The sequence below is a fragment of the Streptomyces sp. SID12488 genome (assembly GCF_010548275.1).
Taxonomy (GTDB): Bacteria; Actinomycetota; Actinomycetes; order Streptomycetales; family Streptomycetaceae; genus Streptomyces.
In genome coordinates this window covers 196,312-219,751 of the sequence record NZ_JAAGLT010000002.1, presented here as the reverse complement: position 1 = coordinate 219,751, position 23,440 = coordinate 196,312, and the positions used below count along the sequence as shown (strand labels likewise).

Genomic DNA, 23,440 nt, shown 5'->3' with positions numbered 1-23,440 from the left:
TTTGTTTCTGTGGAGCAGTCGCACGGCGCCGACGAACCCTCACGGGTCGCGGCGCCGCCGCATGTCACCGCCACACACGCAACAGACGCAGTACGTGGCACCGGCCTGCCCGCGACGGCCCTGACCCCGAGGAAAAGGTTCTCCGTGTTCGTCTCCCGTATCGCCCGCACCATCGCCTCCCCCAAGAAGGCCCTCACCACCGCCGCCGTGGCCGCCGCCACCGCCGGTATGGTGCTGGCCGCGGCTCCCGCCCAGGCGGCGACCACCGCCTCCGCGTCCGACGCCAAGGCGATCGCGCAGAAGCTGATCCCGAACGACGCGCAGTACAACGCCTTCAGCAAGATCGTCGAGCACGAGAGCGGCTGGGACGTCGACGCCACCAACGCCTCCTCCGGCGCGTACGGCCTGGTCCAGGCCCTCCCCGGCTCGAAGATGTCCTCCGCCGGCTCCGACTGGAAGACCAGCGCGGCCACCCAGATCAAGTGGGGCCTGGACTACATGAACGACCGCTACGGCAGCCCGGTCGGTGCCTGGAACTTCTGGCAGGCCCACCACTGGTACTGAGCCGACCCAGCAGGACACGGGTAGTACCAAGGCGCCGGCCCCCGATCACTTCGGGGGCCGGCGCCTTCGTGGTCCCGCAGCGTCCCGCCCTGTCCCTCCGTATTTCCCCGTGGTGGACTGATCCGATGAGCACAGAGGCAACCGAGCCGGCCAAGCCGTCGCCGTCATCGCCGTCGCCGTCGCACGATCCCGAGTCGCGCGGTCTGCGGCTGGTGGCCGTGCTGCTGGTGCTGACGGTGGTCAGCGGGCTGATCGACGCCGTCAGCTATCTCGGGCTCGGCCATGTGTTCACCGCCAACATGACCGGAAACGTCGTCGTGCTGGGCTTCGCCGCCGCCGGGGCGCCCGGGTTCTCCGTACCGCACACTCTGGTGTCGCTGAGTTCGTTCCTGGTGGGCGCTGTGGCCGGCGGGCGCGTCGCGGGGCGGCTGGGCGGCGGCTCGCGCCGGCGGTGGGCCCGCATCACCCTCGCCGTCGAGGCGGTGTTCCTGGGCGCGTCCGCGGCGGTCGCCTTCGCGGCACCGGACGCGACGGCCACCGTCTACACCCTGATCGCGGTCACGGCCTTCGCGATGGGCCTGCGCAACGCCACCGTACGCAGGCTGGGCGTCCCCGATCTGACGACCACCGTCCTGACGATGACCCTCACCGGTCTCGCCGCCGACTCCCGCGCGGCCGGCGGTACGGGCAGGCACTCTCCGCGCCGCTCGGCGTCGGTGGCGGCGATGGCGGTGGGCGCGCTGCTCGGCGCGTGGCTGGTGATCCATCACGGCCTGGGAATTCCGCTCCTCGTCGCGGCCGTCGTGGTGGCCGTGTTGGCGTTGAGTACGTCGGGGCGGGAGTGATCGGGGCTCGCGGCATGCCGTTCGAGGTGGCGAAAGTGGCTACCGATTCATAACTCTTCGCGATCATGCTGTGCACGGCCAGGCCGTCCCACGGGCCTCCGAAGGGGCTCGCATCGGCCCTCCATACCCCGCGTGACCTGCACGATCCATGTCGGCGAGCGGGCCTTCCCCCGTCCCCGCGCGCGTATACGCGGACCGGGCGCGAGTGTGGCCCGCGAGAGTCGGGGGTACCCACCGGGCCCACGACGGGCCCGCGCGGAGCATACTGGAGTCAATGACAAAGACAGCGGTAACGCGGGCCCATCTGGCCACCAGCCCCTTCAAAGCCCCTGTGGCACCTCCTACCAAGCTGTTCGCGGTAGGCGACCGAGTCACTCACGACGTCTTCGGCCTCGGCCGAGTGACCACTGTTGAGGACGGCATCGCAGTACTCGTCGACTTCGGCGGGCGTCAGGAACGGATCATCAGTCCCTACGCCAAGCTGACTGTTCTCTGAGTTCCGCACTGCCGTCTCGAGGATCAGGAGACCTTCCATCGAGCTGACTTCTCTGTTCTCCGCGCCGGAACCGACAAAGTTCCACGCGAGGACCGATTCGCCGACCCCGGATATCGACCCCTTCCAGGCGCCGGCCTTCCGGGAGGGCACTCCCGGCGCCTCCGCCACCCTGGCCGAGGACCCCGGCGGCTGGGAGCAGCTCTGAGCCGCCCCACCACGTCCGTGTGACCGCCGACCGAATCGCCCAGTAACGGGTCGCGGGCTCCCGGGTGCCTTCAGGACCGAGGCATCGGAAGCGCGTACACCTTGTCGAAGTGCTGGGCGATCAGCGGATGATCCGTGCCGCCGTCGGCGTCACAGGACAGCTGCCAGTCGTTGATGCCCGTGTCCCGGCCGTCGGTGAAGTTCCACAGCAGCTCGCCCCGCCGGGCGTCGATCGCGTAGAAGCCGTCCTTGTTGGCCTCGGCCGTGACGAACACCGCGTCGCCGCCCGCGACGAGCGGGTTCCGCAGGTCCAGCCGGGGGGTTTCGCAGAACCAGCGCCGGGAGCCGTCGGTGGCGTCGAACGCCTCGACGCCGTGCGGGTTGCTCGTCGTGCAGTAGACCGTGCTGTCCGCCACCGCGACGGAGGCGAAGCCGCCCTTCTCCTCCCGCACCCGCCAGCGCAGCTTCCCGGTCTCCAGGTCCACGGCCACGAGTTCGCTGTCCACGGCGAACACGGTCCCGTCCAGCACCACCGGGGCCGACCGGGCCTCCGAGTCGGACTCCATGGGCTGGCTCCACAGCACACTGCCCCGCGCGTCGCCGCCCCGGGCCGTGAGACGGTGCAGCCCGTCCAGGTAGACGAAGCGGTCGGAATCGATGAACGGTTTCAGCTCGAGGCCGATGTCCTCCGGGCTGATGGGGATGACCTGGGCCACGCGCGCCCGCAGATCCGTACCGAGGACGACGTTCGTCGAGGTGGCCGACCCCCGTGACCCGTCCGCGTTGTCCTGGCGGTCGAAGCGGAGTCCGACGATGGTGACCGCGCCGGCGGCCCCACCGAGCAGCGTGTCGAACCGGAAGTCCTCCCCGAAGTCCAGCGAGTAGCGCTCCGCGCCCGTGACCGGGTCGACGCCGATCACGGTCGCGCCGGTGCCGAGGGCGACGACGACGTCCGCGACGATCAGGGGCGGGGTCGGCGACTGGCTGATGCCCCGGTAGGTCCACCGGGGGCTGGCGCCGTCGGCGAGGCCGAGGCAGAACAGGGTGCCGGACTGGGTCTTCAGCAGGGTCGTGCCGCTGTAGAAGACCGCCGGGGCCTGGACGAGCGGGTCGCTGCGGTACGTCCACAGCGGTTCCGGCGCCGGACCGGCCGGCTTGGCCGCACCGCTCGACACGTCATCCTTCGATCCGTGGAGCAGCGCGGTGACGCCGGTACCCAGGGCGAGCGCGGCAACCGCGAGGATCCCCCGGCGGGAGGGGCCGGACGGACGCGCCGAGCGCGGGGCACGGTGGGTGCCCCGGTCGGGAGACGGCTCGGGCGGCGGCTGCTGCGGGGACCGCTCACGCGTCGGGCCGGGCTCCGGCCGGTCGGGCAGTGCGTCGGGCCCGTGGAGTCCACCGGATTCATCGGATTCGTCGGATTCGGGGCGTTCCGGGAAGACGACGCGGCGGGGGCTGCTCGGGCGTCCCGTGATCAGTCGTCGAGTGGCTGCCAGGCGCGGGTCGACCCGCAGGCCGCCGGAGCCGGGGGCGGCTGCCACAGCGGCAGGGGCGGACCCCCGCCGGAGGGCGTTCGCCTTCGCCTTCACGTCGAGGCCGAGGTCCAGATCCATGAGGTCCGCGGCCTGGCGTCTTATCGCGGAGAGAACGGCTTCGGGCAGCCAGCCGTCCCAGTCCAGCGCGTCGGCGCCCCCGGGCGCGCACGCCGCCGACACCCGGTCCGGGCTGGGCCGGGCCGCCGGGAACTTCTCGAGACACAACCGCATGATCGTGTCCAGCGGTTCCTGGACGCCGGTCAGGTCCGGCGTGCCGTGCACCACCTGGTACAGCAGGGTGGCCGCCGACGCGCCGTCGAAGGGCGCCTTCCCGGTGGCCGCGTAGGCCAGGACCGAGCCGAGGCAGAACACGTCGCCCGCCGGGCCCATCGGGTCCCCGGTGGCGTGCTCCGGGCACATGTACCGCGGGGAGCCCAACAGCACGCCGGACAGGGTGAGTTCGTAGCCGTCGGTGGCGCGGACGATGCCGAAGTCGATGACGCGCGGGCCCTCGGCGGAGAGCAGCACGTTGGAGGGTTTGAGGTCGCGGTGCACCAGCCCCGCGGAGTGCACGGCGATCAGCGCCTCGGCGAGTCCGGCGCCGAGGGCCAGTACGGATCTCGGCGGCAGCGGCCCGTACGTCTCGATCGCGTCGGCGAGCGTCGGACCGATGATGTGCGTGGTGGCCAGCCAGGGGACGGGACCGTCCGGGTCGGCGTCCACGACGGACGCCGTGTAGGTGCCGCTCACCGCCCTCGCCGCGTCCACCTCACGACGGAACCGGTCGCGGAACGCCTTGCCCGAGGCGAGCTCGGGACGGATGACCTTGACGGCCACGGTCCGTTGCAGGTCGTCCTTGGCGAGGAAGACCTCGCCCATCCCTCCGGCTCCGAGTCGCGCGACAGGACGGTACGGCCCCAGCCGGTCCGGATCCGTGGGACGAAGTGGCTCCATGGTCCTCAGCTCGCCTGTTCTCCGTCTGTCCCCCGTCGAATGGTTTTGGAGGGAGATTAGGTGCTGGAGGGACGGGTGGCGCACACAATCGAGCAACTTGTGGCCAATACTTGAGACTTCACGCAGGGATGGTCCGGACGTTACTCGTGACGGCAGGGCGAACCGGACACGTTTACAACCCTCAGCTCGTTGTCGCGTACACGATGAGGTTGTCGACCGGGTGCCCCTGCGCGTCGAAGTCGCCGTCGCACGTGATGAGCCGTAGAGCACGTTCCTGGGTCGGCCCGTAGACCTTCTCCGTCGGGAAGGCGTTCTTGCTGACGCTCTCCGTGGCCTTGACGGTGAAGTGGAGGGCTTTTCCCGTCGCGTCGGTGACGGTTATGTCCGCACCCACCTTGATCTTCTTCAGGTCGTGGAAGACGGCCCTGCCGAGGTGGGTGTCGTTGTGGCCGATGATGACGGCCGCGCCGACCGCACCTGGCACGGCGCCGCCCGTGTACCAGCCCGCGGTCATCCCCTTCTCGGCCGGCGGGACCTCGACCGTCCCGTCCGTGTTGAGGCCCAGCTCCATCAGCGAACTGGTGATCCCCACGGAGGGGACGGCGACCTCGGCCGGGGCAGCCGGAGCCGCCGGAGCGTCAGGAGCCGCGGGCTGCTCGGACTTCGCAGCGCCGGGTGCGGAGGCGGAGGCGGTGGGGGCGACCCGCACTGTCGGGTCGGGGCCGGCCGAGCAGCCGGTGAGCACGCTGACGAGGGTCAGCAGGGTGAGGGTCGCGAGGCGGGCCCGGGACAGGGCCGGACGGTGTGCAGAGGGCAACGCGGGCTCCAGAACAGGGTGCGGGGATTCACCGGAACGCGCGGTGGCGCCGCCTGGTGAAGGGCGGCGCCACCGTTTCGTACGAGAGGTAGTTACGAGAGGCAGTGCTGCCGGGTCAGCCTTCGCGGCGGGCCGTGGTGCGGCGGCGCAGTACGTAGGTGCCGGCGCCCGCGAGCAGCAGCGCGCCCGTGGCCGAGCCGATGAGCGTGCCGGTGTTGTCGTCCTTGGCGGGGGCCTCGCCCGCGGCGACACCGCCACGCGGGTAGCCTCCGCGCTTCTGGGCTTCCATGGCCTTCCGGGCCTCGGCCTCCTTGAGCGTCCTGGCGTCCTCGGCCTTCTTCTTCGCCAGGGCCTCCTTGTCGGCCGAGGTCGAGTCGGTCGCGCCCGGCGTCGGAGTCGGGTCGGTGGCGAAGGCCGCGGTGGCCGGGACGAGCAGCGCGCCGGCCGCGACGCCGGTCAGGACGGCGATGCGAAGAGTGCTCAGCGGGCGCAGGGTGAGACGGCGGGACATGTAAGGGCTCCAGTTCCAGCCCGGCTTGGTCGTTCCTGGTTGCCGATCCGCACCAGGTTCCGGGCATGACCCCACCCTGACGGCCACTTGTGAGGAAACTGTCAGAGCGCTGTCGTCATCCCATCAGGGCCGGTGGCGGACCCCACCGGCAACCGCAGGGTGAAGGTTGCCCCCTCACCCTCCGTGCTCGCCACGTCCACCGTGCCGCCGTGGGCCTCGGCGAGCTTGAGGACGATCGCCAGGCCGAGGCCGCTGCCGCCGGTGCTGCGGTTGCGGGACTTCTCCGCCCGCCAGAAACGGTCGAACACATACGGGAGATCGCCCGCCGGGATGCCGCAGCCCGTGTCGGACACCTCGACGGCGAGCTCGTCCCCCGCGTCGGTGACGTACCGGCGCAGGGTCACCGTGCCGCCGGCCGGTGTGTGCCGTACAGCGTTGGAGAGCAGGTTGCTGACGGTCTGGCGCAGCCGTACGGGGTCGGCGTCGAGGAGCGGTGGGCGAGGGGTGCCGGGCGGGGCCGGCAGGAGGGTGAGGGTGACGCCCGCCGGCTCGGCCAACCCCTGGTGCGCGGAGGCGACCTGGCCGAGCAGCTCGTCGATCCGTACCGGCTTGCGGTGCAGCCGGAGGGCGCCCGCGTCGGCCGCGCCGAGGTCCTGGAGGTCGTTGATGAGGTGCTGGAGCTGCACCGCCTCCTCCAGGAGCGAGGAGACGAACGCCGGGTCCGGCACGGCCAGTCCGTCGTGGGCCGCCTCCAGCCAGCCCCGGATGTTGCTCAGCGGCGTCCGCAGTTCATGGGCGACATCGCTGACCATCACCTTGCGCTGCTCCTCCAGGCGGGCCCGGTGCGCGGCCATGTCGTTGAAGGCCGCCGTCAGCCGCCCGATCTCGTTGTCCGAGACGACGGGCACGGGCACCGGAGTCGCGTCCAGGCCCTCCCGCATCCGCTGGGCGGCGCCGGTGAGCGCGTGCAGCGGGCGTACGAGCCTGGCTCCCGCGAGTACCGAGGCACCGACAGTGAGGGCGAGGACCAGGGCGGTGACACCGGCGATGCGTGCGGTGTTGGCCCGGGAGAGGTCGAAGCCGGGCACGCCGGCGGCTCCTGGGCCGTCGATGAACAGCAGTGCGGGATCGGCGACATAGCCCGTGAGCTGTTCCCGGCGGGCGCTGTCGACACAGTCGGCCACGGCCCGGTCGTACGCGCTGTCGCGGATCTCGCCGGGGGCGTAGTCGAGTGCGCCGCCGGATGCCGCCTCGCGTTGGGCCGTCGCGGCGTCCTCCGCCTTCTTGGCGGCCAGGGCCTTCGCCTCCCGATCGCTGAGGCCGTCCTCGGCGACGGGGGCCGCGTCGTCCCGTCCGTACCCGTAACTCCGGTCCCAGGACAGGTCCAGGTTCAGTTTCACGGCGGTGCGGCCCTGTCGTTTCAGGCAGGCGTCGGCCAGTTGGTTGAGGGCGCTCAGGGCCTTCCGCTCGGTCGCGGTGGGACCGACCGGGTAGGACGACAGACACTTCGCTGCCATGTCACGGTCGGTCACGCTGTCGGTCCCGCCCTCGGTCTCGTCGCTCACGAACTGGACGCGGGGCCGTCCGCCCGGGTTCTCGACGACGTCGGCGGCGATACCCATCTGGCTGAGGCACTCCACCCTCCGGACGGAGGCCTTCCGCAGTGCGTCGCGTTCCTTCGCGGGCAGCCGGAAGGGCCCCACGGCCCGTGGATCGACGCGGTTGGCGCCGGCCCCGGCGGCGTCGGGCACGAGCACGGGGTCGACGGCGCGGGGGTCCACGACCGCCGAGGGCTGCGATGCGAGCGGAGCCGAGGTGGAACTGCCGCCAGCAGAGCGCGAGTCGGCCGAGACCGCCGAGTCCACGAACGGGCGTCGGTTCTCCGCGGTCAGCACGATCCGGCGCCCGGACTCACCGGCCAGCTCTCGCACGGTGGTGTCGACGCCCCTCCAGTCGGGGTGGGTGGCCGCGTAGCCGAGGAGGGTGTTGTAGATCTTCGCGTCGGACTTGAGGGTCTGCCCCTGCTCCTGGCGGATCGCGACGGAGGTCGTCTGCACGGCCAGCCAGGCGGTCCCGGCGACCGAGCACGAGGCCACCAGCGCCGACACGGTCAACAGCCGCCCCGCCAGGCTCTTGCGGAGCGGCAGCCGGGCAGCCCCCGCCGCACCTCCCTTGTCAGGACGACGCATGGCGCACGTTCTTCGCGGGGTCCGTCAGTTTGTAGCCGACGCCGAAGACGGTGACGAGGCGGGCCGGCCGCCGTGGGGCGCGCTCGATCTTCTTGCGCAGGTTCATGACGTGCACGTCGACGGTCCGGCCGCTGATGTACTTGTCGAAGCCGTGCAGTTCGTCCAGGAGCCGCGCCCTGGTGAAGACCCGGCCGGGCTCGGCCGCCATCGCCGCGAGGATACGGAACTCACCGGGCGTGCACTCGACGGTCGTGCCGGATACCGACACCTCGTGCCGCACGGGATCGACCCTGAGCGCGCCGACCGCCAACACCTTCTCGTCCGAGGTCGCTTCGGGCTCCGGGGCGGGAGCGGGGCCGGGGCCGGGGACAGGGACGGGCAGGGATCCGGTCGCGGGAGCCGGGTCGGTGCCGCGCCGGTTGCGGCGCAGCAACGTCCTTACCCGGGCCGTCAGTTCGCGTGGGCTGAACGGCTTGGTCATGTAGTCGTCGGCGCCGAGGTCGAGGCCGAGCAGCAGGTCGTCCTCGGTGCTGCGGGCCGTCAGCATCAGCACCGGCACCTCCCGGCCTTCGGCGCGCAGGATCCGTACGACGTCGAGGCCGTCGGCTCTCGGCATCATCACGTCGAGGACGACCAGGTCGGGTTCCTGGTACCGGACCGTCTCCAGAGCCGCCCGGCCGTCCACGACGACCGTGACGGTGTGACCCTCGTGCTCCAGATAGCGGCGCACCAGTTCGGCCTGTTTCGCGTCGTCTTCGGCGACCACAATGTTTGCGCACACGCCGCAGATCGTAGCGACCGCCGCCGCCGGGAGAGCTGAAGTGTCCTTATCGTGAGGGCCGTTCGGTGGTGGACAGGCTCGGGTGCAGGCGCGCCGTCGAGCGTCCCGTGAGGTCGAGGAGCAGCTCGGCGAAGAGTGCGTCGCCCCAGCCGAACCAGGGGCGCGTGAAGTTCGCGGGGTCGTCGACGTGGAAGCTCTCGTGCACGGACCCGGTGCCCCCGTCGGTGCGCAGCAGCAGCTCGGCGAGACGGACCCGCTCGGACTCGTCGTCGCTGGTCAGCGCCTGCATGGTGAGGGAGAGCGGCCAGACGTGGTCGGGCGGGGTGTGCGGGCTGCCGATTCCGGCGGCCGAACCGCCCGCGTAGTAGAAGGGGTTGGCGTCGCTGAGGACGAACTCGCGGGTGCGCAGGTAGAGCTGGTCGCCCGGGTCGCACCAGCCCAGGTAGGGCAGCGAGAGCAGGCTCGGGATGTTGGCGTCGTCCATCAGCGACTGCCCGCCGAGACCGTCGACCTCGTACGCGTACACCCGAGGGTCTGCCCCTGCGGTCACCCCGTGGGTACGTACGCCGGTGGCGATCTCGCCGGACAGCGCGGTGGCGTCGGCGACCAGTTCGGTGTCGCCGATCGCCGCCGCCAGTTCGGCGAGGCCGGCGAGGGCGACGGCCGCCATGGCGTTGGCCGGGACGAGATAGCCGTACTCGCAGCGGTCGTCGCTGGGGCGGAAGCCGGACCAGGTCATGCCGGTGGGCGCGGTCGGTCCGCCCCGGCCGCCGCGCGGCAGCGTGTCGTACTCGTAGTCGCCGAGGCGCCGGAACTCGTACGGCGAGCGGTTCTCGTGGTCCTGCTCGACCCGCCACAGGGCGATGATCCGGTGGGCGGCGCGGACGAAGCGGTCGTCGGAGGTGAGGTGGCTGAGGCTGCCGGTGGCCCGCCAGATGCCGTAGGCGAGCTGGAGCGGGGCGCAGAGCGAGTCGACCTCGTACTTCTGCTCCCAGACCAGCGGGTCGGGCGTCGGCTCGTCGATGTGGCCGGCTCCGGAGCCGTCGGGCGCGGCATTGAAGGCGTTGGCGTACGGGTCGGCGAGGACGTATCGCAGCTGGCGGCGCAGGACGCCGGTGAGCGCGGCGGCGACGGCGGGGTCGTCGGCGGCGAGAAGGTACGGGCGGACCTGGGCGGTGCTGTCGCGCAGCCACATCGCGGGGATGTCGCCGGTGAGGACGAAGACCTCGCCGTCGGGGAGCGGGCGCATCGCCCCGCCCCAGGTGCCGGTCAGCAGCCGGGTGAAGCGGTCGGCGGCGCGCGGGTCGAGGGAGCGCAGCTCGCGGTGCACGTCGGCGCGCAGGGCGCGGAGGCCTTCCGGCAGCCCGTCCTCCGGGTCACTGACAGCCAGCATGATCGTCCTCTCGCACACTTCTCACAGCACTTCTCATCCACTGAGACAACGTTGTTTTGAAACAACGTTGTCAGACCATACAAACCGGGCCCCGCAATCCGCAAGGCATGCAAAATCCCTGTTCCAATCCATTGACAACGTTGTTTCACGGAGGTTTGCTGTGCGGCACACAGCGACACCCAAGTGACCCTTTTCGGAGTGATGCCGGACATGCGAACGCCCACCATGCGGGAGGTCGCCGCCCTTGCCGGGGTGTCGATCAAGACCGTCTCCCGGTTCGTCAACGGTGACGAGACGGTCTCCCCCGCGATCGCGGAGCGGGTGCGCGCTGCCATAGACGAGACCGGCTACCGCCGTAACGACCTCGCCCGGAGCCTGCGCCCCGGCCAGCGCAGCACCACGCTCGCGCTGCTGGTCGGCGACCTGACCAACCCCTTCTACGGCTCGATCGCCAACGGCGTCATGGGCGTGGCCCGCGCCCACGGCCACAACGTGGTGCTGGCCAGCTCCGACGAGGACCCCGAGGCCGAGCGCCGGGGCATCGACGACCTGCTCGGGCAGCGCGTCGCCGGGCTGCTGATCGTGCCGGGGGCGATGGACTACGGCTATCTCGGCCGCGAGGTCGCCCAGGGCACCCCGGTGGTCTTCCTGGACCGGCCCGCGCTGGGCCTGGACGCGGACACCGTGCTGCTGGACAACCACGGGGGCGCCCGCAAGGCCACCGAGCATCTGATCGCCGCCGGTCACCGGCGGATCGGCGTCCTGGTAGCGGCCAGCTACTACACCACGGGCCGCCGTCTCGACGGCTACCTGGACGCCGTACGCGGCGCCTTCGGCGAGGTCGACGAGGCTCTGGTCGCGAGGCTCGAGCACGGCACCCGGGCCGAGGCCGAGCAGGCCGCCGCCGAACTGCTGGCGCTGCCCCCGGACCGGCGTCCCACGGCGCTGTTCACCACCACCAACTTCCTGACCCACGGCGCCCTGCGCGCCATGGGCCCGGAGCAGGGCCTGGCCCTGGTCGGCTTCGACGACTTCCCGTTCGCCGACCTGCTGCCGACCCCCGTGACGGTCGTGTCCGGGGACGCCTACGAGATGGGCCGCGAGGCCGCCCGACTGCTGCTGGCCCGGATCGCGGGCGAGAGCGGACCACCCCGCCGGGTCGAGCTCGGCACCGTCCTGACCCCCCGTGGAAGCGGAGAGCAGAAGCCATGAGCACCCCCACTCCGGCCACCCCGACCCCGGGGTACGCCGGCCCGACACCGCACGGGGCCACCGCCGCCGCCACGCCGGTCCTCGAACTGTCCGGCATCGTCAAGAGCTACGGCCAGGTCCAGGCGCTGCGCGGTGCCGCGCTCACCGTCTACCCGGGCGAGGTGGTCGCGCTGGTCGGCGACAACGGCGCCGGCAAGAGCACCACGATCAAGGTCATCTCCGGGGTGATCCAGCCCGACGCGGGTGAGATCAGGGTCGACGGCAAGCCGGTGAGCATCCCGGACCCGATCGCCGCCCGCCGCCTGGGCATCGAGACCGTCTACCAGGACCTGGCCCTCGCGCCCGACCTGGACCCCGCCGAGAACCTGTTCCTGGGCCGCGAGATCATGCGCCCCGGTCTGCTCGGCAAGCTCGGCTTCCTGGACCGGAAGGCCATGCGGACCAAGGCCGACGAGGCGTTCGGCTCACTCGGGGTCGGCATCCAGGACACCGCCGCGCAGGTCGTCACGATGTCCGGCGGTCAGCGCCAGGGCATCGCGGTCGGCCGGGCGGTGAACTGGGCGGACCGGGTGCTGCTGATGGACGAACCGACGGCGGCACTGGGCGTCGTACAGACGGAACGGGTCGGACAGCTGATCCAGCGGGTCCGGGCGTCGGGCGTGGCGGTGGTCCTGATCAGCCACAACCTGCCGTTCGTCTTCGAGTACGCGGACCGTATCGAGGTGCTGCGGCTCGGCCAGCGGGTGGCCCGGTTGTCGGGCGCGACGGCCACCAGCGAGAACGTCCTCGGCGCCATGACGGGCGCGCTCGCCTTCGAGGACGCCTCGGATCCCGCCTTCGGCCCCGCCCTCGATCCGGCAGACAGCGAGGACCAGTCATGACTCCCACAACCGAGGTGAAGTCCGCCGCCGGACCGGACAAGGAGACCCCCCGCTCCCTGCGCTCGGCGGCCCTCGCCGCCGCCTGGCGCAACATGAAGGGCACCCGGAGCCTGGCCCTGGTCGTCCTGCTGGTGCTGCTGGCGGTGTTCGGCACGGCCTACCCCGACAACTTCCTCACCGCGTACAACCTGCGCAGTGTCGCCATCGAGGCCGCCTCCTACTGTGTGCTGGCCATCGGGATGACGTTCGTGATGACCACCGGGGGCATCGACCTGTCGGTCGGCTCGGTGCTGATCTTCTCCGGGGTCGTGGGCGTGAAGGTGATGTCGGCAGTGGGCGGCGAAGGCCCGCTGACCCTGCTGGCCGGCCTGGTGACAACGATGGCGACGGGCCTCGCCTGGGGCGTCCTGAACGGCCTCCTGGTCACGAAGGCGAAACTCCCGCCGCTGATCGCCACGCTGGCCACCCTCTCGGCGGCGGGTGGCGGCGCCCTGGTCCTCACCAACGGCCTGGACCTGCGCGGAGTCCCCGACTCCCTGGTCAGCGGCCTCGGCTTCGGCCGCTTCCTGGGCATCCCGTACACGGTCTGGCTGGCCATCGGCCTGACCATCGGCGGCGCGATCGTGCTCGGCCTGACCCGCTTCGGCACCTACACCCGCACGATCGGCTCCAACGTCGAGGCCGCCCGCCGCGCCGGAGTCGCCGTCGACCGCCACCTCATCAAGGTGTACGCGCTCTGCGGGCTCCTCGCCGGAATCGCCGCGTACGTCAACCTGGCCCGCTTCTCCACCACCACCGTCGGCGGCCACACCGGGGACAACCTCCAGGCGATCGTCGCCACCGTGCTCGGCGGCACCAGCCTCTTCGGCGGTGTGGGCAGCGTCCTGGGCACCGCCTTCGGCTCCCTCATCCCGGCCGTGCTGAGCAACGGCCTCGTCATCATCGGCCTCCAGCCGTTCTGGCAGCAGGTCGCGGTCGGCGCGGTCCTGGCGGGGGTCGTGTACGTCGACCACGTCAACCGGCGCCGCCGCACGCTCCGTTAGGACCGCCGACGCCCTCCCGATCGCCCCCGCTCGACGCCCCTCGCTCAACGTCCCGTCGCACCAATGGAGTTGCACCATGAACACCGCCCACCTCACCCTCAGAGGCGCTGCCCTCGCCACCGTCATCGTCCTCGGGGCCACCGCCTGCGGGTCCGGCGATTCCTCCTCCACCTCGAACCCCAAGGTGACCGTCATCCTCGGCACCGCGTCCGACTCCTTCTACAACACCCTCGGCTGCGGGGCGAAGGCCGAAGGCAAGAAACTCGGCGCCACCGTGGACGTCCAGGGTGCGACGACCTTCGACCCGGCCACCCAGACGCCGATCCTGACCAGCACGGTGGCCAAGAAGCCGAACGCCATCGTCATCGCGCCGACGGACTCGAAGGCGCTGGGTACGCCGCTGAAGCAGGCCAACGAGGCCGGCATCAAGATCGTGACGGCGGACACGGGCCTCGACGACACGAGCTTCATCTCCTCCGCCGTCTCCTCCAACAACGTGGAGGGCGGCGCCGAGGCGGCCCGCACGCTGGCCAAGCTCGTCGGCGAGAAGGGCAAGGTCGTCATCATCGGCGGCACCCCTGGTGTCACCACGGCCGACCAGCGGATCAAGGGCTTCGAGGACGAGATCAAGAAGTACCCGAACATCTCCTTTGTCGGCGTCCAGCCCTCCACGCCCAGCGGAGGCGTCGTCGAGGCCGCCCGCCTCACCGCCGCGTCCCTCTCCAAGGACCCCGACCTGGCGGGCATCTTCTCCATCAGCACCCCGGCCAGCGACGGCGCCAACAACGCCATCAAGGACGCGGGCAAGGTCGGCAAGGTCAAGGTCGTCGGCTTCGACGCGGGCCCCGCGCAGGTCGAGCAGCTGAAGAAGGGCACGGTCCAGGCACTCATCGCCCAGAAGGCGGAGGAGATCGGCGCACAGGCTGTGCAGCAGGCGGTGAACGCGATCCAGGGGAAGAAGGTGACGAAGTCGATCGGCACGTCGTTCGTATCGATCACGGCGGCCAACCTGGGCGACGCGAACGTGAGCAAGTACGTTTACCGGTCGACCTGCTGACGTCCCGTCAGGTTCGTTCTTGCTCTGTTCCGGTGCCAACCGCCGGGTGACTCCGTCCCGTTACCGGGGCGGAGTCACTTCGACGCCCGCAGGTTGTCCCAGGTCGCGCGCTTCACGATGCCGTTGACGGCAAGCCCCTTGTCCACCTGGAAGTTCTTCATCGCGGCCTCCAGACCCTCCCCGAACACGCCGTCCACGCCGGTGCCGCCGATGTTGTAGCCGCGCAGCGTGAGGATGCACTGGACCTGCATGACTCGCTTCCCGGTGTCGCCGATGGCCGTGCGGACCTTGCCCGCGTAGTACGTGCAGTCGGTGACCCAGGGCGCCGAGGCGGGCTCAGCCGTGGAGGTGACCGGGGACGGCGTGGGGGTGGGAGTGGTGCCGGTACCGGTGCCGCCGTCCGTTCCGGGATCGGGGTCGGTGCCCGTACCCGTACCTGCGGTCGTGTCCGTGCCCGCAGGAGTGTCTGGGTCCGTGGGGTCGTTTCCGGCGTTGCCGTCGCCGCCACCGTCGTCGTCAGTGCCGTCGGCGACCTGTGAGGGGTCGGCGGGGCCGTCGGCGGTCTCGGTGCCGTTGCCGGAGGTGCTCGGGACCGACTTCCCGTTCGAGGTGCCCGGCTTCGGCAGGGCGTTGCCCGCTTCGGCGGCGGTGTCGGCGGAGGCCGTCGGGCCGGGCCCGGGCGGTGAGGCGGTCGCCCGGTCCTCCGGGCTGGCGAGTACGAAGGCAAGCGCGGCCAGACCACAGAGGGCGAGGGCCGCCGCCGCGGCCGGTACGGGCCTTCTGCGCGCCCAGGCGACAGCTCCCTTCGGGTGCTGCTGCCCCGGGGACGTCTCGTCGGACGCCACCGCCGGGACGGCCGCGTCAGCTGCCGGAACAGGCGCCGCGCCCTTCGCCGGCACCGGTAGCGCCGGCGCCGGGTTCGGACGGTGGCCCTGGAGGCGCAGCTCCGCCGCCCGCGCGACGGGGACGCCATACAGGACGTCGTACGCCCGCTGCCGCTCCAGCACCCTGCCGAGCAGCGGTTCCGGCCACCTGGACGCCTCCGCGGACTCGCCTGCACACTCACGCGCCGCCTGGACCAGCTCCCTCGGCGTCGGGCGCAGCTCGGGTTCCTTGGAGAGGCAGGCGGCCAGGAGCGCGCCCAGCGCCGGGTCGATGGCCGTGATCTCGCCGATCACCTCGGCGTCGGGCTCCTCGAAGGCGACCCGGTGCATCACGTCGACGCCGGTGCCGTCACCGAAGGGGGCCCGGCCGACCGCCGCGTAGATCAGTGTCCCGGCGAGCGAGAACACGTCGGACGTCGCGTCGCAGTGGCCGGTCCGCAGATACTCCGGGGACATGTAGGCGGGGGTTCCGACCCGGTTGCCGGTGCCGGTGATCGCGCTCGCGTCGGCGGCCTTGGAGATGCCGAAGTCGATGACGTGGGCGCCCCGGAGCGACAGCAGCACGTTGGACGGCTTCAGGTCCCGGTGCACGATCCCCGTGGCGGCGAGGTCGGCGAGCGCCTGCCCCAGCTCCGCCACCAACCGCCAGATGGCGCCCGGCCCCAGGGCACCGTCCTCCCGCACGGCTTCCGTGAGGTCGAGCGCGGCGAGGTAATCCGTGGCCATCCACAGCAACTCGTCCTGGAACCCCGTACCGCACAGCCTCGGCGCGCGCGGCGAACGGACCCTGCCGTGCACCAACGCCTCCTGCTCGAAGCGGCGCCGGAACGTCGGGTCCTCGGCGTACTCCGGGCGGATCACCTTGACCGCGTACAGGCCGGGACCGTCGTCCGACGGGCGCGCCAGATAGACCCGCCCCATGCCACCGCTGCCGAGCAACGCCAACGGCACGTAGGGGCCGATGCGTTCAGGGTCGGCGGGACGCAGGGGGGCCGCGCCGGCCTGCCGCAGCGCGGCAGCTTCGACTGTCACAAAACCCCCGAAATGATTTTCTACATACGCCAGTTCGCCTCACTGGCACAACGAGGCTAACTCAGGTCGCGCGTACGCACACGGTTTCGATCAGTTCCGCAGGGTAGTGACGAAGGCTGCCCAGGCGTCGACGGGGAACACGAGGGCGTGACCGTGGGGGTTCCTGGAGTCACGGACGGGCACGACGGAGAGGTCGGCGGGGAGGTTGTCGGCGACTTCAAGGCACGCGCCGCCGCCAGGATTGCTGCCCTGCCCTGCGCAGGGCAGGGCAGGGCAGGGCAGGGCAAACACCGGACGGCCCCCTGCAGGAGTGAGCCGTGCCACCACCGCACCCCCGCTCGCACCCGCCCCCGCCCTCACAACCGCTGGATGATCGTCCCCGTCGCCAGCGCCCCGCCCGCACACATGGTGATCAGCGCGAACTCCTTGTCCGCGCGCTCCAGTTCGTGCAGCGCCGTGGCGATCAAGCGCGCCCCGGTCGCGCCCACCGGATGTCCGAGGGCGATGGCCCCGCCGTTCACGTTCACCTTGTCCAGGTCCTGCTCGAAGACCTGCGACCAGCTCAACACCACGGAGGCGAACGCCTCGTTGATCTCGATCAGGTCGATGTCCTTCAGCGTCATGCCCGCCTTGCCGAGCACCGCCCGGGTCGCGTCGATGGGACCGTCGAGGTGGAAGTGCGGGTCGGAGCCCACCAGCGCCTGGGCCACGATCCGCGCCCTCGGGCGCAGCTTCAGCGCCCGTGCCATCCGCTTCGACGCCCACAGCAGCGCCGACGAACCGTCGCTGATCTGGGACGAGTTGCCCGCCGTATGGACAGCGGCCGGCATGATCGGCTTCAGGGAGGCCAGCGCGTCCATGGACGTGTCCCGCAGCCCCTCGTCCCGGTCGACGAGGCGCCACATGCCCTGCCCGGCGCCCTGCTCCTCCTCCGTCGTGGGTACCTGGACGGCGAACGTCTCCCGCTTGAACCGCTCCTCCGCCCAGGCGACCGCCGCCCGCTCCTGCGAGAGAAGACCCAGCGTGTCCACGTTCTCCCGGGTCAGCCCGCGCCGCCGGGCGATCCGCTCCGCCGCCTCGAACTGGTTGGGCAGATCGACGTTCCACTCCTCGGGGAACGGCTTCCCGGGTCCGTGCTTGGACGCCGCGCCCAGCGGCACACGCGACATGACCTCGACCCCGCAGCTGATGCCGACGTCGATGACACCCGCCGAGATCATGTTGGCGACCATGTGCGAGGCCTGCTGGGAGGAGCCGCACTGGGCGTTGACGGTGGTCGCCGCGGTCTCGTACGGCAGGCCCATGGTCAGCCAGGCGGTACGGGCGGGGTTGGCGGACTGTTCGCCGGCCTGGGTGACCGCGCCGCCGACGATCTGCTCGACGCAGTCGGCGGGGATGCCGGTGCGGCCCAGCAGTTCTCGGTAGGTCTCGCCCAGCAGGTAGGCGGGGTGCAGGTTGGCGAGAGCGCCACCGCGCCTGCCGATGGGGGTGCGTACGGCTTCGACGATCACGGGTTCCGCGGCCATGATGGGGAGTTCCTCTCCTCAGGTCACCCGCGCGGCGCGGGCGTCCCGGCCACCCGCCACGCAGAACTAGTACGCGTTCTAGTTCTGCTTGCAGTCTGCTGACGGCCCGTCCGACACCGCAACCCCCTTGCAGCGCCCGATAGCACAAGAGGTGCCCGGAATTGGTGGCGTCGCACCCCTTGCCTCTTCTAGAACCCGTTACTACCTTCGCGACACCCACCCATTCCTGATGGACCGTCAGATACTGGTCAGATGACGGGAGTTTCCGATGGCGTCCTGTCCCGCGCTGCCTGAAGGGTTCGACTTCACCGACCCCGACCTGCTCCAAGACCGCGTACCTCTCCCGGAGTTCGCCGAGCTGCGCGCCACCGAGCCGGTCCACTGGGTGCCCCAGCACCCCGGCATCGCGGGCTTCGCCGACGAGGGCTACTGGGCCGTCGCCCGGCACGCGGACGTCAAGTACGTGTCCACGCACCCGGAGTTGTTCTCGTCCACCACCAACACGGCGATCATCCGCTTCAACGAGCACATCGAGCGCGACGCGATCGACGCCCAGCGGCTGTTCATGCTCAACATGGACCCGCCCGAGCACACCCGCGTCCGCCAGATCGTGCAGCGCGGCTTCACCCCGCGCGCGATCCGCGGCCTGGAGGACAACCTGCGCCGCCGCGCGCTCGCCATCGCCGCGAACGCCGCCGCCCGTAGCGGCTCCTTCGACTTCGTCACGGAGGTCGCCTGCGAACTGCCTCTCCAGGCCATCGCGGAGCTGATCGGCATCCCCCAGGAGGACCGCCTCAGGATCTTCGAGTGGTCCAACAGGATGATCTCGTACGACGATCCGGAGTTCGCGATCACCGCGGAGGTCGGCCAGCAGTCGGCGATGGAACTCATCGCGTACGCCATGAACATGTCCGCCGAACGCAAGCAGTGCCCGGCGAAGGACATCGTCACCACGCTGGTGGCCGCCACGGACGAGGGCAACCTCGCCTCGGACGAGTTCGGCTTCTTCGTGCTGATGCTGGCCGTGGCGGGCAACGAGACGACCCGCAACGCCATCACCCACGGCATGCACGCCTTCCTCACCCATCCCGACCAGTGGGAGCTGTACAAGCGCGAACGCCCGGAAACCACCGCCGAGGAGATCGTGCGCTGGGCCACGCCGATCATGTCCTTCCAGCGAACGGCCACCCAGGACACCGAGTTGGGCGGCCAGAAGATCAAAGAGGGCGACCGCGTCGGCATGTTCTACTCCTCCGCCAACCGCGACCCCGAGGTCTTCGACTCCCCGAACGTGTTCGACATCACCCGCGACCCCAATCCGCACCTCGGCTTCGGCGGCGGCGGCCCGCACTTCTGCCTCGGCAAGTCCCTGGCCGTCATGGAGATCAACCTGATCTTCAACGCCCTCGCCGATGCCATGCCGGGCCTCACCCTGGCCGGAGACCCGCGCCGACTGCGCTCGGCCTGGGTCAACGGCGTCAAGGAACTCCAGGTGAGCGCGGGCTAGGGCCTGTCGTTCGGATCACGCGCGAGCAGGCCGCGAGACTCGGGCCGGCGGCCTCCCGGCGTCGCCGGCCCGTCCCGGCGTGAGGCAGGGGCACATCCCACGCCCCGCCCCTGCCTCCGCCCACCACCGGTCGTAGACTGCGACGACAAACGCAACTACGACGGTGAGGCGTGCCGGTGCGATCCTGGCAACGTTGTCTGGACGCGGCGGGAGTGACCAGCGGCAGTGACCGCGCCGCCTACCTGAAGGCCAAACAGTTCATGCAGAGCCGGGAACCCGCCGGCCACGTGGCGGTGCGGCTGCTGATGCCCGCCCGTCTCCAGCCCCACACCCTGGCCGGATACGCGTTCGCGTCGTTCACCGACGACCTCTGCGACCGGGGCACCGTGGAGGAGCGGACGCGCCGCTACGAGAGCTGGGCCGGGCAGGTGCGCACGGCACTGGACACCGGGACCGCCCGCCATCCCCTGCTGCGGGCCTTCCTGCACACCGCCGAGGCACGTGAACTGCCGCGCTCCTGGGTGGACTCGTATCTCATCGGGGCCGAAATCGACCTGGACTTCGGCGGGTTCACGACCGAGGACGACTACCAGGCGTACATCGACAAGCTCACCTGGCCGTTCCTCATGATCACCTCGGGCCTTTCGATGCCGGGCGGCGGCAGCCGGGCCTACGCGGACAGCTGCCGGCTGCTCGCCGACGCCTGTCAGCGCACCGACTTCCTCACCGACCTGGCCGAGGACCTGCGCGACGGACGCCTCTACCTCCCCACCGACGACCTGGAGAAACACGGCGTCGTACGGTCCGACCTGGAGCAGGGCCGGGACCTCCCCGGTGTCCGTTCCCTGCTCTCCGCCACGGCGGCGACGGCCCACGCCACGCTCCGCGAGGCCACCCGGATCGTCGCCGAACTCCCGGTGGAACAGCGCACGTTGACCCGTTTCGTCATCCTCCTGCACGACCAGCGCCTGCGCCGGGCGGCCACCATGGGCGCCGCGGTCACCCGCCGCCCCGTCCGCGACAACCCGGCCGTCTGCCTCGGCCTGCTGGCCCGCTCACACCGCCCGGACCTCGACCTGCCCGCGCTGTACGCCGGTTCCTAGTACCTCTCGCCGAGCACGAGCACCGAGCATCAACTCCGGGCAGACGCGCCGTCCGCACCGAGTGAGTCTGGATGGTTTGTGTCGTGCCCCGTTCCTCGGCTGTGGGGTTGCTTCCCAGCGGGGAACTGGCGTTCTCGTGTCGAATGCGTGACCTTCGCGAGTGGTGCTCGTTTGCCATGGCGACGGAATCTTCGGGTGGGGACGGGCGGGGGTGACGGGGTGGGCGAGCTGAGGAGTCTGGCGGCGCCGTTCGTCGCGTCGGGTCCGTCTGGTGTGGCCGTGCGGACCCGTCTCAAGCAGCTGACGCCGGGCGATGAGGAGGTGTTGCGTCTGGTGGGTGCGCATCTGGGGTCGCTGGCCTCGAAAGACCTCAAGACGCGCTGCCGGGACGGCCTGGAGCACTCCGGGGAGGCGTGGGCGGTGCGTAAGCATGAGCTGACGCCGCTCTCGTCGTCTCGGTGGGCTGGCAGTGTCACCAAGGCGTCGCATGATCAGTGGGGGCTGGCCCGGCGCTGCCAGCTGGCGCACCTCCAGAACCTGGAAGCGGGCGTCCGCACCATCGAGCAGCGGCTGTCGCTGCCGGTCGGGCGGAAGGGGACGAAAAAGTCACCCGGGGGTTATCGGTCGCGGCGGGAGTGGCATGCGAAGTCGCGGCGGCTGCGGGTGCTTGAGGACCGCCTGGCTGCCGTGCGGGCGGACCGTGAGGCCGGCATCGTGCACGTTGTGCGCGGCGGCAAGCAGCTGGCCCGTACCCGGCAGCATCTGGAGGCGGCTCAGCTGACGGAGTCCGCAGGAACGGCTGGCCCGGCCGCGCTCCCGGTGACCATGCCGAGCGAGGCAGTTGGTCAGGCGCGGGTTTTCGCCGCCCAGGCCGGCCGCGGCCGACCGTCGTCGTCATCGTCCGCCGCTGCCGCCACGACCGTACGGGCACGCGGCCCCATGAACACGTACGACAGTCCGAACCCGGCGAGGACCACCGCCGCCCCGCCCACCGCGTCCAGCACCCAGTGGTTGCCGGTCGCGACGATCGCGGAGACGGTGAAGAACGGATGCAGCATCCCCAGCGCCTTCATCCACCACTTCGGGGCGACGATCGCGATGACGAGCCCGCACCACAGCGACCACCCGAAGTGCAGCGAGGGCATCGCCGCGTACTGGTTGGTCAGGGCCGTGAGCGTGCCGTAGTCCGGCTTGGAGAAGTCCTGGACGCCGTGCACGGTGTCGATGATGCCGAGGCCCGGCATCAGGCGGGGCGGGGCCAGCGGGTAGAGCCAGAAGCCGACGAGGGCGAGCAGGGTGGCGAAGCCGAGGGAGGCGCGGGCCCAGCGGTAGTCGACCGGGCGGCGCCAGTAGAGGACGCCGAGGACGGTCAGGGGCACGAAGAAGTGGAACGACGTGTAGTAGAAGTCGAAGAAGTCCCGCATCCAGCCGATCTTCACGACCGTGTGGTTGACCCAGTGCTCGATGTCGATGTGCAGGAACTTCTCGATGTCGTGGATCTGGTGGCCGTGCGCCTCGGCGGTGGACCGGCCGCCCGTGGTCGTCCCGCCCGTCGCGGCCAGCCGGACCTTCTGGTACGCGGCGTACGTGACCCGGATCAGCAGCAGTTCGAGGAGCAGGTTCGGGCGGGTGAGCACCCGGCGCAGGAAGGGGAGGAGAGGGACGCGTCCGAAGCGGGCGGGGACCGGCGGTGCGAAGTCCGTGGGGATCGGTGAGCGGTAGTGCTCCGAGGTCCGGGACAGGAAGGGCACGACGGTGGCGGCGGCGATCGCGGCCAGCAGCACGATGTTGTCGCGGACCGGGTAGAGGGCGCCCATGTTCGGGATGACCATCTTGGCGGGCAGTGTCATCACGATGACGACGGCGACGGGCCACATGTAGCGGTCGGAGGCGCGCCTGCCGACCCGGCCGACGACCGCGAGCAGCACCCACAGCAACTGGTGCTGCCAGGTCGTGGGAGACACGGCGATGGCGGCGCAGCCGGTGATCGCGACCGCCAGCAGCAACTGGCCGTCCCGGGCGTAGCGCACCGCCCGGCGCAGGCCGAGGGCGGCGACGCCCGCGCCGAGCACCAGGAACAGCGTGATCTCGACGGGCCCCTCGAAGCCCAGCCGGAGCAGGGCGCCGTGCAGGGACTGGTTGGCGAGGTCGTCGGCGGCGCCACCGAGCCCGACCCCGCCCATGTGGTGGACCCAGTAGGTGTACGAGTCGTCGGCCATCGCGACCCACGCGAGCGCGGTGCACGCGGCGAAGGCGATCCCGGCGGAGACGGCGGCCCGACGCCGGCCGGTGAACCAGAGCAGCGGGGCGAACAGCAGCACGGTCGGCTGGAGGGCCGCGGCGAGGCCGATGAGGGCGCCGGCGGCCCGTTCCTCGCGTGCGACGAAGCAGCCGAGCAGGACCAGCAGGACGGGGATGATGCTGGTCTGGCCGAGGTAGAGGGTGTTGCGCACGGGCAGCGACAACATCAGCAGGCTGATCGCGACGGGCGCGGCGAGCAACGAGGTGCGGCGGCTCACGGGCGTCGGGAGGGCGCGGGCGGCGACCACGCCGAGCGCGACGACCAGCAGCAGCGTGCCGAAGGTCCAGCCCCAGCCGAGGGCCTGCTCGGCGGCCCGGGTGAGCGGCTTGAGGACGAGTCCGCCGACGGGCGTGCCGGTGAACTGCGTCGAGTCGTAGAGCGAGCCCTTCACATGCAGGACGCCGTCGGGGCCGACCCAGGTCTCCAGATCGGTCAGCCGGTCCGCCTTCGGGGTGCCGAGGACGACGGCCACCTGTCTGACCGCGAGGACGGCGACGACGAGCCAGAGGGCCGCACGGGCCAGTTTCAGCCGTGCCTGCGCCGTTCCGGCGGGGCCCGATCCGAAGGCACCTCCCACTCCACCACCGTGCTCTGCGTTCGCCAC

19 protein-coding genes and 1 pseudogene are annotated in these 23,440 nt (G+C 71.1%); 10 read left to right on the top strand and 10 right to left on the bottom strand.

Going from position 1 to position 23,440, the window contains the following annotated elements:
* Positions 1-144 precede the first annotated feature (144 nt).
* The 3 genes from G3I56_RS05145 to G3I56_RS05135 all read left to right on the top strand — a co-directional run bounded on the left by G3I56_RS05145 (position 145) and on the right by G3I56_RS05135 (position 1,905).
* On the top strand, positions 145-564 hold the full coding sequence (locus G3I56_RS05145; protein WP_164407539.1) for a transglycosylase SLT domain-containing protein: 420 nt from the start codon (positions 145-147) through the stop codon (positions 562-564).
* A 125-nt stretch (positions 565-689) separates the two neighbouring features.
* The gene (locus tag G3I56_RS05140; RefSeq protein WP_164407537.1) at positions 690-1,409 is read left to right on the top strand and encodes a YoaK family protein; all 720 of its coding nucleotides are present in this window, start codon (positions 690-692) and stop codon (positions 1,407-1,409) included.
* Positions 1,410-1,683: 274 nt separating this feature from the next.
* On the top strand, positions 1,684-1,905 hold the full coding sequence (locus G3I56_RS05135; protein ID WP_044473203.1) for a hypothetical protein: 222 nt from the start codon (positions 1,684-1,686) through the stop codon (positions 1,903-1,905).
* Between the two features lie 275 nt (positions 1,906-2,180).
* On the opposite strand, the gene G3I56_RS05130 is transcribed toward G3I56_RS05135, so the two are convergent.
* From G3I56_RS05130 to G3I56_RS05105, 6 genes are all read right to left on the bottom strand, one after another.
* On the bottom strand, positions 2,181-4,598 hold the full coding sequence (locus G3I56_RS05130; RefSeq protein WP_275406632.1) for a PQQ-binding-like beta-propeller repeat protein: 2,418 nt from the start codon (positions 4,596-4,598) through the stop codon (positions 2,181-2,183).
* Between the two features lie 181 nt (positions 4,599-4,779).
* Entirely contained in the window at positions 4,780-5,415 is a 636-nt protein-coding gene (locus G3I56_RS05125; RefSeq protein ID WP_203689215.1) for a class F sortase, read from the bottom strand.
* A 115-nt stretch (positions 5,416-5,530) separates the two neighbouring features.
* On the bottom strand, positions 5,531-5,926 hold the full coding sequence (locus G3I56_RS05120; RefSeq protein WP_164407534.1) for a hypothetical protein: 396 nt from the start codon (positions 5,924-5,926) through the stop codon (positions 5,531-5,533).
* 101 nt (positions 5,927-6,027) lie between these two features.
* The gene (locus G3I56_RS05115; RefSeq protein ID WP_164407532.1) at positions 6,028-8,115 is read right to left on the bottom strand and encodes a HAMP domain-containing sensor histidine kinase; all 2,088 of its coding nucleotides are present in this window, start codon (positions 8,113-8,115) and stop codon (positions 6,028-6,030) included.
* Positions 8,102-8,881 carry a response regulator transcription factor gene (locus G3I56_RS05110; RefSeq protein ID WP_343239877.1) on the bottom strand — a complete coding sequence of 260 codons (780 nt, stop codon included), beginning with the start codon at positions 8,879-8,881 and terminating at the stop codon, positions 8,102-8,104. The genes G3I56_RS05115 and G3I56_RS05110 overlap by 14 nt, the downstream gene beginning before the upstream one ends.
* 61 nt (positions 8,882-8,942) lie before the next feature.
* Positions 8,943-10,289, bottom strand: a complete 1,347-nt coding sequence (locus tag G3I56_RS05105) for a glycoside hydrolase family 125 protein (RefSeq protein WP_164407530.1) — start codon at positions 10,287-10,289, stop codon at positions 8,943-8,945.
* Positions 10,290-10,499: 210 nt separating this feature from the next.
* On the opposite strand from G3I56_RS05105, the gene G3I56_RS05100 reads away from it, so the two are divergent.
* The 4 genes from G3I56_RS05100 (at position 10,500) to G3I56_RS05085 (ending at position 14,482) form a co-directional block, all read left to right on the top strand.
* On the top strand, positions 10,500-11,501 hold the full coding sequence (locus G3I56_RS05100) for a LacI family DNA-binding transcriptional regulator (RefSeq protein ID WP_239134716.1): 1,002 nt from the start codon (positions 10,500-10,502) through the stop codon (positions 11,499-11,501).
* Positions 11,498-12,382, top strand: a complete 885-nt coding sequence (locus G3I56_RS05095; protein WP_239134715.1) for an ATP-binding cassette domain-containing protein — start codon at positions 11,498-11,500, stop codon at positions 12,380-12,382. The genes G3I56_RS05100 and G3I56_RS05095 overlap by 4 nt, the downstream gene beginning before the upstream one ends.
* Positions 12,379-13,425 carry an ABC transporter permease gene (locus G3I56_RS05090; RefSeq protein WP_164407526.1) on the top strand — a complete coding sequence of 349 codons (1,047 nt, stop codon included), beginning with the start codon at positions 12,379-12,381 and terminating at the stop codon, positions 13,423-13,425. The genes G3I56_RS05095 and G3I56_RS05090 overlap by 4 nt, the downstream gene beginning before the upstream one ends.
* A 76-nt stretch (positions 13,426-13,501) precedes the next feature.
* Entirely contained in the window at positions 13,502-14,482 is a 981-nt protein-coding gene (locus G3I56_RS05085) for an ABC transporter substrate-binding protein (RefSeq protein ID WP_164407524.1), read from the top strand.
* Between the two features lie 74 nt (positions 14,483-14,556).
* Here the strand turns inward: G3I56_RS05085 and G3I56_RS05080 are convergent, their stop codons facing one another.
* The 3 genes from G3I56_RS05080 to G3I56_RS05070 form a co-directional block, all read right to left on the bottom strand.
* Positions 14,557-16,398: a serine/threonine-protein kinase gene (locus G3I56_RS05080; protein ID WP_164407522.1), complete on the bottom strand. Its 1,842-nt coding sequence runs from the start codon at positions 16,396-16,398 to the stop codon at positions 14,557-14,559.
* 90 nt (positions 16,399-16,488) lie between these two features.
* The gene (locus tag G3I56_RS05075; protein ID WP_164407520.1) at positions 16,489-16,689 is read right to left on the bottom strand and encodes a DUF397 domain-containing protein; all 201 of its coding nucleotides are present in this window, start codon (positions 16,687-16,689) and stop codon (positions 16,489-16,491) included.
* Between the two features lie 65 nt (positions 16,690-16,754).
* A complete protein-coding gene (locus G3I56_RS05070; protein ID WP_164407518.1) occupies positions 16,755-17,924 on the bottom strand; it encodes a steroid 3-ketoacyl-CoA thiolase in 1,170 nt (389 codons plus the stop codon).
* Between the two features lie 268 nt (positions 17,925-18,192).
* Between G3I56_RS05070 and G3I56_RS05065 the strand changes: the two genes are divergently transcribed.
* The 3 genes and pseudogenes from G3I56_RS05065 to G3I56_RS43605 all read left to right on the top strand — a co-directional run.
* Positions 18,193-19,431 (top strand): cytochrome P450, encoded by a 1,239-nt coding sequence (locus G3I56_RS05065; protein ID WP_164407516.1) that lies wholly within the window; start codon positions 18,193-18,195, stop codon positions 19,429-19,431.
* Positions 19,432-19,643: 212 nt separating this feature from the next.
* Complete coding sequence (locus tag G3I56_RS05060) at positions 19,644-20,534, top strand: squalene/phytoene synthase family protein (protein WP_203689213.1); 891 nt, start codon at positions 19,644-19,646, stop codon at positions 20,532-20,534.
* A gap of 219 nt (positions 20,535-20,753) precedes the next feature.
* Positions 20,754-21,323 (top strand): annotated as a pseudogene (locus tag G3I56_RS43605) (IS200/IS605 family accessory protein TnpB-related protein); the annotation flags it as partial.
* Positions 21,324-21,379: 56 nt separating this feature from the next.
* On the opposite strand, the gene G3I56_RS05055 reads toward G3I56_RS43605, so the two are convergent.
* On the bottom strand, positions 21,380-23,440 hold the full coding sequence (locus G3I56_RS05055) for a bifunctional glycosyltransferase 87/phosphatase PAP2 family protein (protein WP_164407513.1): 2,061 nt from the start codon (positions 23,438-23,440) through the stop codon (positions 21,380-21,382).

Bases quoted from the DNA above. Each gene is read 5' to 3' on its own strand.
- G3I56_RS05140 (WP_164407537.1), top strand. From the start codon at position 690: ATGAGCACAGAGGCAACCGAGCCGGCCAAGCCGTCGCCGTCATCGCCG.
- G3I56_RS05135 (WP_044473203.1), top strand. From the start codon at position 1,684: ATGACAAAGACAGCGGTAACGCGGGCCCATCTGGCCACCAGCCCCTTC.
- G3I56_RS05130 (WP_275406632.1), bottom strand. From the start codon at position 4,598: ATGGAGCCACTTCGTCCCACGGATCCGGACCGGCTGGGGCCGTACCGT.
- G3I56_RS05120 (WP_164407534.1), bottom strand. From the start codon at position 5,926: ATGTCCCGCCGTCTCACCCTGCGCCCGCTGAGCACTCTTCGCATCGCC.
- G3I56_RS05115 (WP_164407532.1), bottom strand. From the start codon at position 8,115: ATGCGTCGTCCTGACAAGGGAGGTGCGGCGGGGGCTGCCCGGCTGCCG.
- G3I56_RS05105 (WP_164407530.1), bottom strand. From the start codon at position 10,289: ATGCTGGCTGTCAGTGACCCGGAGGACGGGCTGCCGGAAGGCCTCCGC.
- G3I56_RS05100 (WP_239134716.1), top strand. From the start codon at position 10,500: ATGCGAACGCCCACCATGCGGGAGGTCGCCGCCCTTGCCGGGGTGTCG.
- G3I56_RS05095 (WP_239134715.1), top strand. From the start codon at position 11,498: ATGAGCACCCCCACTCCGGCCACCCCGACCCCGGGGTACGCCGGCCCG.
- G3I56_RS05090 (WP_164407526.1), top strand. From the start codon at position 12,379: ATGACTCCCACAACCGAGGTGAAGTCCGCCGCCGGACCGGACAAGGAG.
- G3I56_RS05085 (WP_164407524.1), top strand. From the start codon at position 13,502: ATGAACACCGCCCACCTCACCCTCAGAGGCGCTGCCCTCGCCACCGTC.
- G3I56_RS05070 (WP_164407518.1), bottom strand. From the start codon at position 17,924: ATGGCCGCGGAACCCGTGATCGTCGAAGCCGTACGCACCCCCATCGGC.
- G3I56_RS05065 (WP_164407516.1), top strand. From the start codon at position 18,193: ATGGCGTCCTGTCCCGCGCTGCCTGAAGGGTTCGACTTCACCGACCCC.